General features: G+C 65.4%; 14 protein-coding genes. 5 read left to right on the top strand and 9 right to left on the bottom strand.

From position 1 onward, the window contains the following. Positions 1 to 67 precede the first annotated feature (67 nt). The 4 genes from WEB52_01190 to WEB52_01175 form a co-directional block, all read right to left on the bottom strand. Positions 68 to 277: a hypothetical protein gene (locus WEB52_01190; protein MEX2225043.1), complete on the bottom strand. Its 210-nt coding sequence runs from the start codon at positions 275 to 277 to the stop codon at positions 68 to 70. A 133-nt stretch (positions 278 to 410) separates the two neighbouring features. Then, positions 411 to 2798: a transglycosylase domain-containing protein gene (locus WEB52_01185; protein ID MEX2225042.1), complete on the bottom strand. Its 2388-nt coding sequence runs from the start codon at positions 2796 to 2798 to the stop codon at positions 411 to 413. Between the two features lie 343 nt (positions 2799 to 3141). Further along, a complete protein-coding gene (locus WEB52_01180; GenBank protein MEX2225041.1) occupies positions 3142 to 4074 on the bottom strand; it encodes a YihY/virulence factor BrkB family protein in 933 nt (310 codons plus the stop codon). Between the two features lie 31 nt (positions 4075 to 4105). Beyond that, positions 4106 to 4642, bottom strand: coding sequence for a zinc ribbon domain-containing protein (locus WEB52_01175; protein MEX2225040.1), 537 nt, complete (start codon positions 4640 to 4642; stop codon positions 4106 to 4108). A gap of 231 nt (positions 4643 to 4873) precedes the next feature. Here WEB52_01175 and WEB52_01170 point away from each other — a divergent pair, with 231 nt between their 5' ends. From WEB52_01170 to WEB52_01155, 4 genes are all read left to right on the top strand, one after another. Next, complete coding sequence (locus WEB52_01170) at positions 4874 to 5311, top strand: hypothetical protein (GenBank protein MEX2225039.1); 438 nt, start codon at positions 4874 to 4876, stop codon at positions 5309 to 5311. A gap of 111 nt (positions 5312 to 5422) precedes the next feature. Next, complete coding sequence (locus tag WEB52_01165) at positions 5423 to 6058, top strand: PRC-barrel domain-containing protein (GenBank protein MEX2225038.1); 636 nt, start codon at positions 5423 to 5425, stop codon at positions 6056 to 6058. A gap of 368 nt (positions 6059 to 6426) precedes the next feature. Further along, positions 6427 to 7521 carry a hypothetical protein gene (locus WEB52_01160; GenBank protein ID MEX2225037.1) on the top strand — a complete coding sequence of 365 codons (1095 nt, stop codon included), beginning with the start codon at positions 6427 to 6429 and terminating at the stop codon, positions 7519 to 7521. A 222-nt stretch (positions 7522 to 7743) separates the two neighbouring features. Continuing rightward, a complete protein-coding gene (locus tag WEB52_01155) occupies positions 7744 to 8610 on the top strand; it encodes a D-alanyl-D-alanine carboxypeptidase family protein (protein MEX2225036.1) in 867 nt (288 codons plus the stop codon). Positions 8611 to 8686: 76 nt separating this feature from the next. Here WEB52_01155 and WEB52_01150 read toward each other — a convergent pair whose 3' ends face one another. The 4 genes from WEB52_01150 to WEB52_01135 form a co-directional block, all read right to left on the bottom strand. Next, positions 8687 to 9280 (bottom strand): SRPBCC family protein, encoded by a 594-nt coding sequence (locus WEB52_01150; protein ID MEX2225035.1) that lies wholly within the window; start codon positions 9278 to 9280, stop codon positions 8687 to 8689. A 17-nt stretch (positions 9281 to 9297) separates the two neighbouring features. Beyond that, positions 9298 to 9804, bottom strand: a complete 507-nt coding sequence (locus tag WEB52_01145; protein ID MEX2225034.1) for a response regulator — start codon at positions 9802 to 9804, stop codon at positions 9298 to 9300. 166 nt (positions 9805 to 9970) lie between these two features. Beyond that, complete coding sequence (locus tag WEB52_01140; GenBank protein MEX2225033.1) at positions 9971 to 11071, bottom strand: DNA topoisomerase IB; 1101 nt, start codon at positions 11069 to 11071, stop codon at positions 9971 to 9973. A gap of 158 nt (positions 11072 to 11229) precedes the next feature. Beyond that, positions 11230 to 11745: a DUF2231 domain-containing protein gene (locus tag WEB52_01135; protein MEX2225032.1), complete on the bottom strand. Its 516-nt coding sequence runs from the start codon at positions 11743 to 11745 to the stop codon at positions 11230 to 11232. A gap of 268 nt (positions 11746 to 12013) precedes the next feature. On the opposite strand from WEB52_01135, the gene WEB52_01130 reads away from it, so the two are divergent. Then, entirely contained in the window at positions 12014 to 12754 is a 741-nt protein-coding gene (locus WEB52_01130) for a response regulator transcription factor (protein ID MEX2225031.1), read from the top strand. Here the strand turns inward: WEB52_01130 and WEB52_01125 are convergent. Then, positions 12735 to 15200, bottom strand: a complete 2466-nt coding sequence (locus WEB52_01125) for a PAS domain S-box protein (GenBank protein ID MEX2225030.1) — start codon at positions 15198 to 15200, stop codon at positions 12735 to 12737. The genes WEB52_01130 and WEB52_01125 overlap by 20 nt on opposite strands. Positions 15201 to 15319 lie beyond the last annotated feature (119 nt).

Here is a 15319-nt window from a genome sequence, read left to right as displayed (position 1 = left end):
CAACGCGGTGCAACAACTGAGGGCCTCCGCCATGCGGAGGCCCTCACGCTGTCTGTGCAATCACGCCCTAGTGTGCGCGCAGGGGCGCCGCGACCTCGCTCGCGACGGAGTACACCAAAAGATCGTGGGAGCCGCAGCGACAGGCGGTCTCCCTGAAGTGCTTGACCGGGACGGTGCGCGCGTAGTGTCCCTTGCAACCGCGACAGAAGTACTCGACTTCGACGCCGGTGGTCGGTACGGCCCTGACGTCCAGTCGCGGTGGTACCTGTTGGCTCATGTCCTCATCCTCCCGTCCTAGCTTCCAGCTCCAATGGAGCGCATTGCATGCATCACGGCATCCTACGAATGGCGCCGCCGCAGACGCCTAACGCGGTCGGGGTATCTGTTGCAGGCTGGTATCAGGGCCACCGTCATTGCCGCCGGTTACCGTTGCCATTGCCGTTTCCGTTTCCTGCACCGTTGCCGATGCCATCGGGCAGGTCGGGTGCGCGTGGGTCCTGCGGTGGCGGTTGCTGTTGTGGTGGCGGCGCCGACTGCCGCGCACGCGTCGGCGCGCGCGAGCCTCCGTAGCGGCGCAGGTACTCATCGGCCAGGTAGCGCTTCCAGCCGCCGATGTCGGCGGGTATGGCGGACGCGCTGACCTGCGTGGCGCCAGAGACGAGTTGGCCACCCCACCAGTTGGCCGCGCGGTTCTCGAGCGCCTGCCGCGCGAAACGGCCCGTCACGGTTCGACAGCCGCTGTTTGGCTGCGCGACGATGCCGCTCGGCACGCAGACCGTCGCATCGACGATGCCGTCAGGCCGCACCCAGTCACGCGGCGGCCGGCCTTCGAGCGCGAGGAGCATCGCGTCGTGCCACGTGCTGCCGGCGATCGTCGTGCTGAGGATGTTGACCATGGGCGAGTTATCGCTATTGCCGATCCAAACGCCGACGGCGACATCCGGCGTGTAGCCGAACGTCCAGGTGTCACCGATGAGGCGGCTGGTCTCGTAGGGCTCGCTCGTGCCGGTCTTGGCGGCGACGCGGTGGCCGGGAATGTTCAGATTGCTGCCGCGGCCGTAGGTGATCTGCCGGTTCTCGTCGGCGGAAAGGACGTCCGTGATCATGTAGGCGTACTCCGGGTCGATGACGAACTTGTGCACCGGCTCGGAATTGTCGATGACCGTCTCGCCGGCGCGGTTCGTGATCTTGAGCACCGGGACGGGATCGAGCTCGCGGTTGCCTGCCGGCAGGGCGCCGGTCGCCGGGACGCCGACTTGCACGCCGTTGTTCGCGAACACGCCGTAGGCGTACACCATGTCGAGGAGCTTCACATCGACACCGCCGAGCGTGAGCGCGGGGCCGAGGTCGCGGTCCAGCGACGTGATGCCCATCGACTTCGCCGTCGCGACGACGTTATCGACGCCGGCCCAGAGGATCGTCTTGAAAGCAGGAATGTTGAACGAGTTGCCGAGCGCCTGCTTCACCGGCATGACGCCGCGCGTCCTGCCGTCCGGGTTGCGCGGTGAGAACACCTTGCCGTCTGCTTCGCGGTAGTCGATCGGCGTGTCCACGATTGGCCACTCGGGACCCCAACCCTGCATGAACGCAGTGGCGTACGTAAAGGGCTTGAGCGTCGAGCCCGGCGAGTTGAGGGCGACGGCGTTGTTGACCGTGCCATCGATGTCTTCGCGGAAGTAGTCGCGGCTGCCCACCATGGCGAGGATCTCGCCGGTCGGCGGATTGATGATCACGACGGAGCCGTTGTGGCCGTTGCTGGAACCCTCGTACGTCTGCAGGTACTTCTCGAGCGCCTCGTTGACGCGCGTGTTCAGGTCCAGGTCGAGCGTGGTCGTGACGTCGAGGCCGCCGTGCGTGAGCGCGCGCTCACCGAACGTCGCGCGGATGTACTCGGCGACGTACTGCACGAAGTGGGGTGCGAGGAACGGCAGCGGCTTCGGGTTCAGCGTTATGACCTCGAGCTTCGCCCAGCGACCGGTCTCGGCATCGATAAAGTCGTGCTTGACCATCAGGTCGATGACCTGGCGCTGCCGCGCGATGGCGGCGTCGAACTGCGTGAACGGGTCATATTGGCCGGGTGATTGCGGCAATCCCGCAAGGAACGCGGCCTGTCCGAGCGTCAGGTCCTTCGCGGCGACCCCGAAGTAGCCCTGCGACGCGGCCTCAATGCCGACGAGGACGCCGCCGTAGGGGATCTCGTTCAGGTACCACTCGAGGATCTGATCCTTGTCGTACTGCTGCGTGATCTCGAGCGCAAGGATGGCCTCTTTGACCTTGCGCTCAATGCTGCGTTCCTCGCGCTCTTCCTTCGTAAAGTAGATCTGCTTGACGAGCTGCTGCGTGATGGAGCTGCCGCCCGTACCCTGCAGAAAGTCCTCGCCCGGACGCAGGTTTTCGGTGGCAGCCCGCACGAGCCCCCGGACGTTGACGCCGGGGTTGGAGTAGAAGCTGGCGTCCTCGGCTGCCATGGTGGCATCGAGCACCCAGGGCGAGATCTCCTGGAGCGCCACCTCGCGTTGCATGCCGTACTCGGGGTCGAGGAATTCGTACAGCAGCGTGCCATTGCGGTCGTAGATGCGGGCGCCGCCGCCACGGGCGTTGATCAGTTCCTCCGGCGGATCGGCGTTACGGCCGATGTCGGCGTAGTAGCCCATGCCGATCGTCGTGCCCACCAGGCCCGCAAACGCCACGAGGAGCAGCGGGAACGCGAACAGCATCATCAGCGGGCGCGTCGCAATGTGGGTCGCGCGCTTGCGGCGGTCCTTGCGCCATCGCCGGTATCGGTAGCTGCGGATCATGTGGCTCCCCGTTTCTTGCCTGTCACGGCATCTATCGTGCCTGACGGCACGCAAGGCGACCGCCGCAACTCGACGCGACGCTGTTTCAGTTGCGTGTCAGCCCGATCCGGCGGTCGCAGTGCGGCGACGGAGCGTATGCCGATCTGTGAGCGCGCCGGTGCGCGCGTCACGAAACTGTTACGCCGTCCGGCAAGATCATCGCGCTGCCAGATGACGGACAACGCGCACGCGCTGGTGCTGCTGACAGGCGCAGGAGCGACGATAGGCCGGGTTCTGCGATCAGATGTGCGCGCCCTACGCGGCGAATGATGATCGGCGGTTGGCTGTGCGTGCGACGGCGCGCTCAGGGCTGCGCGCGCGACCCGGAGCGCGGTTGCGACCCGCTCTCGCGCTGGTACTCCTCATCGTGCCGGCGTGCGAGGACGGCGTTGAGTTCGCCGCCGACCAGCAGCAGGAAGTTCGTCCAGTACAGCCAGACGAGCAGGATGATCACCGCGCCGATTGATCCGTAGGTCCGGTTGTAGGACGCGAAGTTCGCGACGTAGAACGCGAAGGCCAACGACGCGATCACCCAGCCTATGGCGAACAACGCGGCGCCGGGCGTGATCCATCGAAACTGGTGCCCGGTGTTGGGTGCGAGCCAATACAACAACGCGACCGCGAGTACCACGAGCATGAGCGCGGCGGGCAACGTCACCCAGTTCCACAGCCGCACGAATTGCGACTCCCATCCCACCGCCTCGCCGACGCCACCGGCGATGATGCCGCCCGTCGCGACGAGCATGGCGGCGGCGAGCATGAGACCGCCGAACACGAACGTGAGGGCAAGCGCGATCAGCTTGCGCCGAACAAGCCCGCGGTCTTCCTTCACGTCGTACGCGCGGTTGAGCGCCTTCATCGCTGACCCGATCACGGAAGATGCGGCCCACAACGAGCCGACCAGACCGACCACGATGGCGATCCCGCCGTCAGCGTTCACGACTTCTTGCGTGAACGACCGGATGACGGAGACGGCGTCTTCGGGCATCACCTGCGCGGCCTTGTCCACGATGCGGTCAGTGAGGTTGCCGACTGAAAACACGTTGTCGACGATCGACGTGAGCCCGGCGAGCAGGAGCAGGAACGGGAAGATCGCGAGGATGGCGTGATACGCCATTTCGGCGCTGAGACCGGAGACGTCGTCATCGGCGACTTCGCGCGCGGTCTCGCGGGCGATCCCCGTCACGTCGAACTCGCCGACGCGCAAGTGCTGGAGCCGCTCGCCGATGATGGCCATCTCAGAACCGTTCTAGCAGGCGAGCCGCCGGCTATGCCCGCGGCCGTCCCGCGGCAAACGCCGTGCGCGGCGCCGGCACGCTCGGCCTGAGCGTGCTCGCTGCCGGTCGGCGGCGCGGCACCGTGAGCGGCGCCGGCGTGCGGTCGGCGGTGCAGTACGGGCACATCACCCAATCGACGGCCAGCGGCTGGCTGCAATCGGCGCATGGCGTCCGGAGTTGCGCGCGGCACTGCGGACACAGGATGAAGTCCGGCTGAATACGAGCGGCACACTGCGGGCAGGCGGGGCGCTCCTGGATGTCCTGGAACATCGCTTCCGCCTCGAGGCGGCGGTCCATCTGGTCCTCGATGGTCGTCTTGGGCCGCATCAGCACGTGCAGCAGCAACCCCGGGATGTTGAAGATCGCGACGAGCAACACGGACGACGCCTGCTCGAACGGCTCGTTCGTGCGGGCGCGGATATCGCGGTAGGTCCAGACAACCGCGGCGGCCCACATGACGAGGATATAGAGGGCGAACAGCACGGCGACGAGGATGAGTGCGTTCTGCCAGTCGGTCAGTTGATCCATGGTGCCGCCTCCGGTCGGTTTCCTGTGTCTGGTTGGCTCCAGTATGCGCGGGCGGCTGTTACGCCTCCGTAAAGTCCGTTCTCGCGCACATAGCGATGCGCTGCACGCGGGGCGGGGCGTCAAGGGCCCCGGCATCTGTGCGCGACGCGACATACAGCTTCGACGGCCTGTAATGACGGTGCTATCCGGCCAGTGGCAGCATGGAGGTGCAGGTTCCGAAAAGGAGGAATCATGAACAGGACAGAGGCCTACTCGGGTTCCGTGCGGAAAGACCGCAGCCGGACGGCCAAAGACGTCGATACGTGGCTGGGCAACGGGCTGGCCACGATTCTCTCAGGGCTCGCCATCGCGGCAGGGGTCATTGGCCTGCTCGTGGCATTCGGGCAGATCAACGAGGACGCGACAAACTCGTTCCAGGACGGCATCGTTTGGCTGCTGGGTGGCGTCATTCTCGGCATCACGGCCAACGTCTTCCGGCGCGAGCACCACGTCGTCGACCCCGATCTGACCGCGTTGAGGCAACCGCTCCAGGGCGGCAGCGAGGGTCGCGGATACGACTCGTCCTTTGACGCCGAGCCGCGCACGGGCTCGGGGCTGCGCCCCGACGTCACGCCCGACGAGCCGATGCGAAGCGACGACATCCGGAAGCGCGAAGGCCGCAACCGTTAAGCGGTTACGGCTGACTTGCGATTGTGACGCAGGTATCATGTGCCGGCGGCGGAGCGACAGCGCTCGGCCGCTTGCCATCTGCGCTTAACCCAACGATTGAAGGAGACGACTATGCAAGGACGAGATGCCAACGAGCTTTTGTCGATGCCGGTCATCGCGATCACTGAGGGCAAGGAACTGGGGCGCGTCAAGGACGTGCTCTTCGACCCGGCGGAGCACGCGCTGCTTGGCGTGATGGTTTCGCCCGCGGGCGGCATGAACGGCCTGATGTTCCTCGAACGCGCGCACATTCGGGCGATCGGCGATAACGCCATCACCGTACGAGTCTCAGGCGTGCTCGACGAACTGGCGTCGCGGCCCCGGGCGCAAGAGATCATCGACTCCGGTCTCCATCTACGGGGTACGCCAGTCGTGACGGAGACGGGAAACTCCCTTGGGACCGTCGACAAGATCCTGATCGACGACGGCGGCAACATCACCGCATATCACGCGAGCAGCGGCCTCCTCGGGTTCGGCGATAAGACGGATATCATGCCGCACGAAGTCGTCTCGATCGGCGACGACGCGATCATCGTCATGGCGTCCGCCGAGCGTCGCGCTGACAGCGAAGACGACAAGACAGATGCCTCGACGGCAGGATCTCGCGCGATGGGAAACGGTGACATCAGCGACGAGCCCGCATCGTCGGACGAGGTGATGCGAGGCAACGACCCACAGACGTTCCCGCCGCCGACGACCACCGCCTGACCCCGAGGCGCCATCGAGCGGGCCAGGCCCGGGCGGGACGCCCGGGCCATCCTTCCGCCGTTTTTCCCCGCATAAATCCGTCGCTGATACGGTCCTGAAATTCGCAAGATTCGCGATCCGGCGAGCTAGCGCTAGCACGACGTAGTCCGGGCGAGCACGCGCACGATTGCGCGTCGCGTTGGGTTGCATCGCGGTGTATGCGCACGTGCGCCTCCGTTAGTGACGCAGACGGCGATTTCAACGTTGTCAAACTCGTTTCAAAAGTATCAAAAGGCGCGCGGATGCATGTCGAAAGCGTTGACCTGCTTCAAGAGCGGGCCCTATAGTGCGCAGTACCCCAACCTCCCGCATTTTTGAGGTGAATCCACTTGTTCAACAAGCGGCCTTGGCGCGCTTATGCGGTCCCATGTTTCATTTCCATAACAGCCATCGCGTTCGGTGGTTTCGTCGGCATTGCATCAAGGGGTGATCCCGGCGATCCGCCAACCGTACACGCCGCCGCAGGCACGACGCAGATCTACACGCAAGATGCGGGCGCCGCGCCGGGGGCATCGCCCACCGTCAGCCCGACGCCGAAGCCCCTGGCGCCGCGCCTGGAGCTGAGGCGACCGCAGGCGCCGCCAGAAGCGCCCCCCGCTCCCCCCACCGCCGTTCCGAGAGACGTTCCGCCGACGCCCGTCCCCCCCGCACCGACTTCGCTGTTTGAGACGAACCAGCTCATCGTGTACTACGGCACACCGCTCGCGCCCGGCCTGGGCGTGCTCGGCACGATGTCACCACAGGACCTGGCCCAGCGACTGAAAGAGCACGCGCGACTCTACGACGACCTGAACGGCGATCGCAAAGCCGTTCCGACGCTTGACCTGATCTACGGCATCGTGCAGAGCGAGCCGACCGGCAACGGCCTCTACCTCAGCTACCTGCCGGACGATCGCGTCGAGGAGTACCTGCGGCTCGCGGAAGAGCATGGCCTCCAGGTCATCCTGGATCTGCAGATCGGCCGCAGCACCGTGGCCGCCGAGATCGCAAAGATCGAACGCTTCCTCTTGAATCCGCGCGTACACGTGGCGATCGACCCGGAGTACGCGGTGGGACCAAACGGCTACCCCATCCATACCTCGGGCGTGATCAGCGGCCACGACATCAACGGCGCGCAACTGTACCTGCAGGAACTGACGGAGAAGCACAATCTGCCGCCGAAGATGCTCATCGTCCACCAGTTCATGGACGGCACGATCATCGAAGGCGAGGTGACGGCGGATCTTCCGAACGTGGACGTCGTGCTCAACATGGACGCGTTCGGCGACTACCCGGAGAAGGTGAAGAAGTATCGGCACTACATGGCTCGCCCGTACGCGGAGCGACGCTCATTCAACATCTTCCTCAAGCAGGATCGGCCCGTCGGTACGGAGCAAGACGTGCTCGCGCTCGATCCCATGCCCGACATGGTGATGTACCAGTAGGAGTTTGGCGGCATGAGGTGATCGACGTGCGAGTCCAACAGAACGGTGAGCGTGTAGTCCCAACCGGCGGTGCCGATGTTCAGGAACGCAATCTTCATTTTTGTTGCAGGGAGTAGCCTCGCGATGGCGGTGTCCTTCAAAGCCGAGAGTCCCGCTTTCGCCGAGGCCAACGTCAACTGCAGTGCGATTCCCGTCGCAGACAACACCGCCCCGCAGAGCACCATGGCAAGAAAACTGCGCAACGCCGCCCCGGCGCCCCTCGTCTCCGCCGCTACCGCCGTCGTCATCGATGCGGAGACGAAGGAGGTGCTCTGGGGCTACAACGAGCACGAACGGCGCTCGCCCGCGAGCACCACAAAGATCATGACGGCGATCCTGGCGGCGGAATCGGCGCCGCTGGACCAGATGGTCGTAGCGGAGACGGACGCCTCGAGAATGGTGGGCAGTTCGGTGATGGGGCTGCGGCCCGGCGTCCAGATCTCGATGACGGATCTGCTCTTCGGGCTGATGCTGCCATCCGGTAACGACGCAGCGCTGGAGATCGCGCGGGCGATGGACGGCGATGTCAGCCGGTTCGTCGAGCGGATGAACGCCAAGGCCGGCGAACTGGGCATGCGCGATTCGCACTTCCGCAATCCGCACGGCCTCGACCGCCAGGAGCATTATTCGACCGCGTACGACCTGGCCATCCTGGGCGCGTACTCGATGCGGAACGACGTGTTTAGACGCGTCGTCGGCGCGCAGGAGTGGCACCTTGCGCCGGCGGCGGGAGATTACACGCTGTACAACGGTAATACGCTGTTGCAGGGCGCGCCCGGCGCCGATGGGATCAAGATCGGCTGGACGAACCGCGCCGGCTGGACGTTCGTCGCGAGCATGGTGCGCAACGGCCGCCGCCTGGTCGTGTCCGTGCTCAACAGCGCGGACCGCAATGCCGACGCCGGCGCGCTGTTCGACTGGGCGTACTCCTCGCATGACTGGATCGGCGTCAGCCCGCGCATGGCGATGACGATGAAACTGGCCGAGCGGATGGGGCTGGACGACGAACTGATCGCGTCGCTAGGCGTATGCGCCGGCACTCCTGTTTGATCGTCTGTCGTTGGCAGGCATGACGAGAGGGTCTCGATGCGAGACCCTCTTTCTTGTATCAGCGAGTGATGGTGCGTCAGCGCTCCGCCGGGTCGTCGACCTCTTGTGGCGACGTGTCGCCAGTGTTCGTGCGGTCAAGCGCCTCCAGGTCCTGCGCCGTCGTCGGGCCCATCGACCCGCCGAGCGTCTCACCGCTCCCCGACGTTTGTCCTTCGCCGTACGAGAACCCTGAGAGTTCCCAGCCCTGTTCGATCGTTTCCTTGAAACGCTGCAGGTCTTCCTTCATCAGCTTTTCGGGGTCGGCGAAGATCTTCGCGACGACGTTGCCGATGGCGCCTGTCGGCGCGTCATAGTCGAGGAGAACGCTCAACCTGGTCGTCGTGTCGCCCTGCGGCTCAAAGTTGACGCGCCCCGCCGTCTTGACGGCGCTGTTGCCTTCGATCGAGCGCCAACCGATCGCCTTGTTCGGCTCATCGAGCGTCATTTCTGCGTCCCACTCAGCAGCGGCGCCGAGCGGGCCCTTCGCTTTCCAGTGCGAACGGCCGCCACTGACAACGCGCACTTCGTGGATGTTCTGCATGAAGCGTGGAAAGTTCTCGAAGTTATGCCACGCTCCGTACACCGTATCGACCGGTGCGCGTACGACGATCTCGTCTTCGACCTTCGGCACGAGGGGCTCCTTTCAGGTCAGGCAGTGCGCTCTACCCGGCGAAGCGGATTCGCCAGAAAGCGCCAACTGCCCGGGTGACGGTCACTCCACTCATCAGACTCCTCCGGCGCGGGAGTCTGAAGCGGCGCGTCGCCGGCGTGGGCATGGTGGATCTGGCTGATTAACGCATCAACCTCGAACGGTTTGGGGAGGATGCTGCACCTGTGGTGTTGGAGGAACGGCACGTGCCGCGCAATCTCGCGATACGCCCCGCTGGTGACGATGAGCGGCAGGTTTGCCGTCATCGGCTGCTGGCGGAGGCGCTCGATAAGCTCGAACCCTGCCGCTTCGCCGTACATGTAGATGTCCACGAGCGCGACGCGGCAGTTGGTCATTGCCACGACTCGGGCCGCCTCGTCGAGGTCCGGCGTCGTCACGGGCTGAATCTGGAGCCCGTCCGTCTTGAGGATTCGCTCGACCATCCGGATGAACTGGACGTCGTCGTCGAGCACTGCAACCGGCCTGGGATTAAGTAAGTCTGTCATGGCTGCCTTCCTGCGGCGCCACCCCCATCTGGCGACGATCCGGGTCGTTTCGAACCTGTTGCGTTCAACGTATCCCCGACCGCGGATCGACGAAGGCATGACGGCATCACGGGCCATATCAAGATTATGTCGGAGGTTGATGCTTGACGGCGCGGCATGGCGACGGTCATGCGGCGGCCGCGCTGGCTCGCTGCTGCAAGAGCGCTATCACGGCGGCTTCCTGCGACGTGAGGCCGCCGTCCACCGCGTCCCGTGCTTCGTCGCCGATGTCCAGGAGGTCGCCCTCGAGCGCGCCCTCGTTGTATGCGTCAAGCACGGCAGGGTGCACGTAGCACTTGCGGCTGATCGCCGGCGTGTTGCCGAGACGCGCCGCGACAAACTCGATCGCGCGCAGGACGTTGTGCTTGGCCTGCGTCTCCGATTGAGGCGCACCAAACTCGTGGAGCGCCAGGGCCGCGAGCACCGTGCCTGCCCAGGTGCGGAAGTCCTTGGCCGTGAAGTCGCTGTCCGTGATCGCGCGCAGATAGTCGTTCACGTCGCTGGAGCCGATCGCCTGTCGCTGCCCATCGTCGTCGAGGTACTGGAAGAGTTCCTGCCCTGGGAGTTCCTGGCAGCGCTTGATAATCCCGGCAAGCTGGCGATTGCGGATGCCGACGTCATGGGTCTTTCCATGCTTGCCGGTGAACTTGAACCGCAGTGTCGCGCCCGAGACGCTGACGTGCCGGTTGCGAAACGTCGTGAGGCCGAACGACTTGTTCTGCCGCGCGTACTCCTCGTTGCCGACGCGGATTAACGTGATCTCGAGGAGACGCACGACGGCTGCCAGCACCTTTTCACGCGGGAGGCCCGGACGGGCGAGATCGGCTTCGACGCGCTGGCGAATGCCCGGCAGCGCCGCTGCGAAATCGAGCATGCGGCCGAACTTGGCCTGGTCTCGAACCTCGCTCCACGTCGTGTGATAGCGGTACTGCTTGCGGCCACGGGCGTCTCGCCCCGTGGCCTGCAGGTGCCCGTTGGCGTGGGGCGAGATCCACACATCTGACCACGCCGGCGGTATGGCCAGCGCCTTGACGCGGCGAAGGTCACCCTCGTCGCGTAGCGGCTGACCGTCGGGATGTGCGTATGCGAAACCGCTGCGTTCCTGTTTCCGCGTGATGCCAGGTGTGGCATCGGACACATAGCGAAGGCCGGCGGCCTTTGCGACAGCCGGCGCAGCGATGGTGGCGGGGGTTTGTCCGTTGCCCGGCGGTGCGACTGCGACGACCAAGGGATCCTCCGCGATTACCGTATGCGCTCGGCGGAGGATGCGCCGTCACATCCGCGATGGCCGATCTGACGACGCCGTATCAATCGTCATGGGGACGGCCTGCGGTGCCCTTCGCCTGCGCAACCAGCCGGGCGCCTCAACGCGCGCGGCGTGACGCCTCAGCGGCGCGTCGCGCGTGCCGGTCGCATGGAGTGGCGTGCGGACTCGGCGCGCTCCAATTCCCCGTCGTCAGGCTCCATCCCCAGGTGGTGCCGGTACACCATTTCGCCGCCGAGCCAGCCGGCGAACCCGAGCAAGCCAAGCCCGACCAGGTGCAGCACGAAGACGACGCTAAGGGCGGCGCCGCTGGTCGCACCGTCATCGAGCATGAGCAGCATCGCGACGAAAAACAGACCCACGACCACGACGTTCGTCACACCGTGTACGATCGCGATGTCGCGGGCGTCGGTCTCTTTCGCCATCGTCAGCAGGTCGCCCACGCCCGGCAGCGCCGCGATGAGCCCCGTGATAACGCCGCCGATGCCCGCCCAGAACGCCATGTCGTACCACAGCTTCTCGCGGTCGGTGGCGAGATACACGACATCGCAGACGACAGCCCAGGTGAAGAGCCCGATCGGGAGCGCGATCAGCATCGGATGGAGCGGGTGGCCCGCAATGGCGAACTTGCTTCGCATGATCAGCCTCCTCCTGTGTGCGCCAGTCTGATTCGACTGTACGCGAGCGCCCGTTGCAGCGGCGTGACGCGGCAGCGGGCACAACGGTAGATCCGGTGCAAATGGGCCGAAGCCGCCCGGCGGGCGACCAGCCGGTCGAGCACGTTCCGACCGGTCGGTCGCAGTTGAGCTTTGCTTCGTTCTGCGCGACACTGCCCAAGTCGCAGCCGCGCCCGGTGCAACGGCGTGCTCGGCCGGATCGATGGGGATCGTGTTCGGAGACCGTCTCTTGGCCAGTCGCCTCTCGCCCCAGAACGTGGCGCGTCACATGAAGCGCGACCAGCTTCCAATTCTGATCGTCGATGACGAGCCTTCCGTCCGGAGGGTGGTAGCGCGCGCCCTCTCCGAGGCCGGATATGCGACCCGGCCGGTGGCGGACCGTGCTTCGGCCCTGGCGGCGCTCGAAGAAGAGCGCTTCAGCCTCGCCATCCTCGACGTCCAACTGCCCGATGGCAACGGCTTCGACCTCTGCGCCGAGATCGAGCAACGATACAAGCTGCCGGTCGTCATGCTCACGGTCCTCGGCGATGAATCCGACGTCGTGCGGGCGCTGGAGTCCGGCGCCGACGACTATGTGCGCAAGCCCTTCAGTCCGCGAGAACTGACGGCGCGCGTCGCATCGGTGCTGCGGCGCGCGCAGCCGCCCGAGGGCGCGCAGCCCGCGCAGATCGCCGCCGGCGCATTGCGGCTCGACGCGCGCAGCTACCGTGCCCAGATCGGCAGCGCCACGACGGCGCTAACGCCGACGGAGTTCCGCCTGCTGTCGTTTCTCGCGGAGCATGCGGGCCAGGTACTGATGCACGACGAGTTGCTGCTGCACGTATGGGGCGCCGAATACGCCGGCGAGCATCACATGCTGCACGTCAGTATCAGCAGGTTGCGCCAGAAACTCAGCCGCCTCGACGCCGAAACGATGATCCGCACGGTGCCCGGTCTTGGCTACGAGCTGGTCATCGCGCCGTCGTCGTAGGCTGGCGCGCCGCCGGAGCGCGATCGAGCATGTCGCGCACTTTCTGCGCCAGCGCCGACGGCGAGAACGGCTTCGCAAGAAAGTCGACGGCGTGCTCGCTGATCCCCGCCCGGATCGCCGCATCATCGGTGTAGCCGGAGAGAAACAAGATACGGATGCCGGGATGGCTCTTGGTCAACCGTTGCGCCAACTCCTTGCCGCCGAGTTGAGGCATCACGAGGTCCGTGATGATGAGCGAGATCGTCGGGGTCGCGGTCGCCGCCGCGAGCCCTTCGTTCCCGTCCGCGGCTTCAATGACGCAGTAACCCAGTTGCCGCAGCGCGCGCGACGCCGATTTGCGCACACCCGCCTCGTCTTCGACGAGCAGGATCGTCTCCTTGCCGGCGGGCATGGCGCCGTCGAACGATGGGATGATCTCGTCGAGGGCGGCGGCGACGAACGGCAGATAGATCCGAAAGATGGCGCCGTGACCGGGCTCGCTCTCGACGACCACATCGCCACCGGCCTGCTTGACGATCCCGTAGGAAGTGGGCAGACCCAACCCGGTGCCGCCGCCGACGGGTTTCGTCGTGAAGAACGGCTCAAATACGTGCTGGCGCACATCTTCGGTCATGCCTATACCCGTATCTCGCACCTCCAGCAGCACGTAGCCGCCGGTATCCACGCTCGGCGGGAGGCTCGTGCCGGTCGCGCGTGCGACGCGCTGCGTACGAATCGTGAGATCGCCGCCCTCCGGCATGGCGTCGCGGGCGTTGACGACCATGTTCACGAGGACTTGCTCCAACTGGCTCGGGTCGATGCGCACAGTCGTCGGTTCTTCCGTGCGCTCAACGCGCAGGTCGATGTTGGCGCCGATGAGCCGTTGGAGCATGCGCTCGGTGCTCTCCATGAGATCGTTGAGCGAGAGGACCTGCGGCTCGATGATCTGGCGGCGCGCGAACGATAGCAGTTGTCTCGAGAGGCCGGCCGCCCGCTCTGCCGTGGCCTTGATCTCTTCGAGGTCGGCGCGCAGCACCTCGGGTGAAGGTGTGGCGATCAGGTCGAGCTCGGCGTTGACCATGATCGCCGTCATGAGGTTGCTGAAGTCGTGCGCGATGCCGCCGGCGAGGCGGCCGACCGTCTCCATTTTCTGCACGTGAAGGAACTGCTGTTCAAGCTCGCGCTGCTCGGTCACATCCGTGAGCGATCCGACGAGCCTGGTGGCCTTGCCGTCTTCATCGCGCACGGCGTGGATGCGGTTGACGACGCGTGCATAGGCGCCATCGGCGCGCAGGTAACGGTATTCCATGTGCAGGTCGGAGTCGCCGCTCGCCACGAACGCGTCGCGAACTGCGACGGCCTGCTGCAGGTCATCGCTGTGGACGCGCTCAGCCCACCACTGTACGTTATCGCCGATGGCTTCCGCCGGGTAGCCGAAGCGCGTCGTGAAGCCTTCGCTCCGCCAGATGTGGCCGGTCGCGAGGTCCCAGTCCCAGATCGCATCGATCGTGGCGCGTGCGATCAGCCGGTAGCGCATTTCGCTCTCTTCAAGGGCGCCCTTCGCGCGTTCGCGTTCGGTGACGTCCAGCCCGACGACGGTAGCTCCGGCTACCGTACCGTCGGCGGCGAAGATCGGCGTGTAATAGACGTCCCACCAGACGTCGAGAAACTCGACGGTGCTCGTGACGGACTCGCCGGCGAGCGCGCGTCGCAGCTTGTCCTTGATCTCTTCATTGTCCGCGTACAGCTCGAACGCAGACCGCCCGACGGGTTCGACCTCGGGACTTATGTCCAACTGTTCCAGCGCGCGTCCTTCCACGAGGAGGAATGTCCCATCCTTGTCCGTGACGTACTGGACCAGCGGCACATTTTCGACCAGCATCCGCAGGCGCTGTTCGCTGGTGCGAAGCGCGGCTTCGGCTTTCCGGTGATCGTCGACATCGATGATGATGCCGGCGTAGCCCATGTACTCGCCTGCGTCGGTGAGGCGGGAGATCCCCGAATCGAGCACCCAGCGGTACTCACCATCGAATCGGCGGAGCCGGTATTCGTGTGAGAACTTGTCGTGATTCTTGAGCGCTTTGAGGAAGGCCTGCGTCGTCCCTTCCAGGTCGTCCGGATGGACCGTGCTGCGGAGCGCATGCCAGGCGTCCCGCTCGATTTCGGCTGGAGAGATGCCGGTGTAGCCCATCCACGCCTGGCTGACAAACGTGGGCATCAGCGCGTCGTCGGTGATCCAGATCATCACCGGAGCGCCATCGCCGAGATTTCGGAAGCGCCGTTCACTCTCCTCAAGGGCGGCTTCGGCGTGGCGGACCTTCGCGTCCTCGCGGCGGGCGTGCATGATGCCCTGGCTGAACGCCGCTATGGCCACGAGGAGGAAGGCTCCGAGGACCAGCGCATCGGAAAAGCGGTCGGGAAAGGCGGCGACCACAGCGACCGCGACGGCAACGATTGCCGCCGGCACAGCCAGAAGGTGCAAGATTACGGGGAGACGACTGCCGAGCATAAGCGTCCTTGCGAGACCGTGACAGATTGTAACACCGGCGAGCGGAAGGCCCCGCGAGGGCCGACGTCTGACCAGTT

Source organism: Dehalococcoidia bacterium, from assembly GCA_040902535.1.
Classification (GTDB): domain Bacteria; phylum Chloroflexota; class Dehalococcoidia; order DSTF01; family JACRBR01; genus JBBDXD01.
Note: the sequence above shows the minus strand (reverse complement) of the source record. Positions and strands in the feature narration are given on the sequence as shown.

What these genes read in the sequence shown, in the direction of transcription:
- WEB52_01135 (MEX2225032.1), bottom strand. Translation starts at nt 11,745, where the DNA reads ATGCGAAGCAAGTTCGCCATTGCGGGCCACCCGCTCCATCCGATGCTG.
- WEB52_01165 (MEX2225038.1), top strand. Translation starts at nt 5,423, where the DNA reads ATGCAAGGACGAGATGCCAACGAGCTTTTGTCGATGCCGGTCATCGCG.
- WEB52_01185 (MEX2225042.1), bottom strand. Translation starts at nt 2,798, where the DNA reads ATGATCCGCAGCTACCGATACCGGCGATGGCGCAAGGACCGCCGCAAG.
- WEB52_01190 (MEX2225043.1), bottom strand. Translation starts at nt 277, where the DNA reads ATGAGCCAACAGGTACCACCGCGACTGGACGTCAGGGCCGTACCGACC.
- WEB52_01180 (MEX2225041.1), bottom strand. Translation starts at nt 4,074, where the DNA reads ATGGCCATCATCGGCGAGCGGCTCCAGCACTTGCGCGTCGGCGAGTTC.
- WEB52_01170 (MEX2225039.1), top strand. Translation starts at nt 4,874, where the DNA reads ATGAACAGGACAGAGGCCTACTCGGGTTCCGTGCGGAAAGACCGCAGC.
- WEB52_01145 (MEX2225034.1), bottom strand. Translation starts at nt 9,804, where the DNA reads ATGACAGACTTACTTAATCCCAGGCCGGTTGCAGTGCTCGACGACGAC.
- WEB52_01175 (MEX2225040.1), bottom strand. Translation starts at nt 4,642, where the DNA reads ATGGATCAACTGACCGACTGGCAGAACGCACTCATCCTCGTCGCCGTG.
- WEB52_01155 (MEX2225036.1), top strand. Translation starts at nt 7,744, where the DNA reads ATGGCAAGAAAACTGCGCAACGCCGCCCCGGCGCCCCTCGTCTCCGCC.